Here is a 314-nt window from a genome sequence, read left to right on the forward strand (position 1 = left end):
TAGCACCATTATATGCCTTATTAGAAGGTTTATTTATTGGCGGTATTTCAGCGATACTAAACGCAGCATTTGCAGAAAAATATCCCGGACTTATTATGCAAGCCGTTGGATTAACATTTGGTGTTTCTTTAGCGATGTTCTTATTATATAATTTTAGAATCATCAAAGCTACTGAACGCTTTAAATCCATCATTTTTACCGCAACATTAGGTATCGGAATTTTTTACCTCATAACACTGGTATTACGCCTGTTTGGTGTGAATGTGAGCTTTGTATATGATAGTAGCCTATTGAGTATCGGAATCAGTTTATTT

1 protein-coding gene is annotated in these 314 nt (G+C 34.4%); it reads left to right on the plus strand.

What is annotated here, in order from left to right:
• Positions 1–314, plus strand: a 314-nt coding sequence (locus CWC16_RS19680) for a Bax inhibitor-1/YccA family membrane protein (RefSeq protein ID WP_171037717.1), incomplete at both ends; no start/stop codon positions are given.

It is taken from the genome of Pseudoalteromonas sp. S3776, assembly GCF_005886915.1.
Classification (GTDB): domain Bacteria; phylum Pseudomonadota; class Gammaproteobacteria; order Enterobacterales; family Alteromonadaceae; genus Pseudoalteromonas.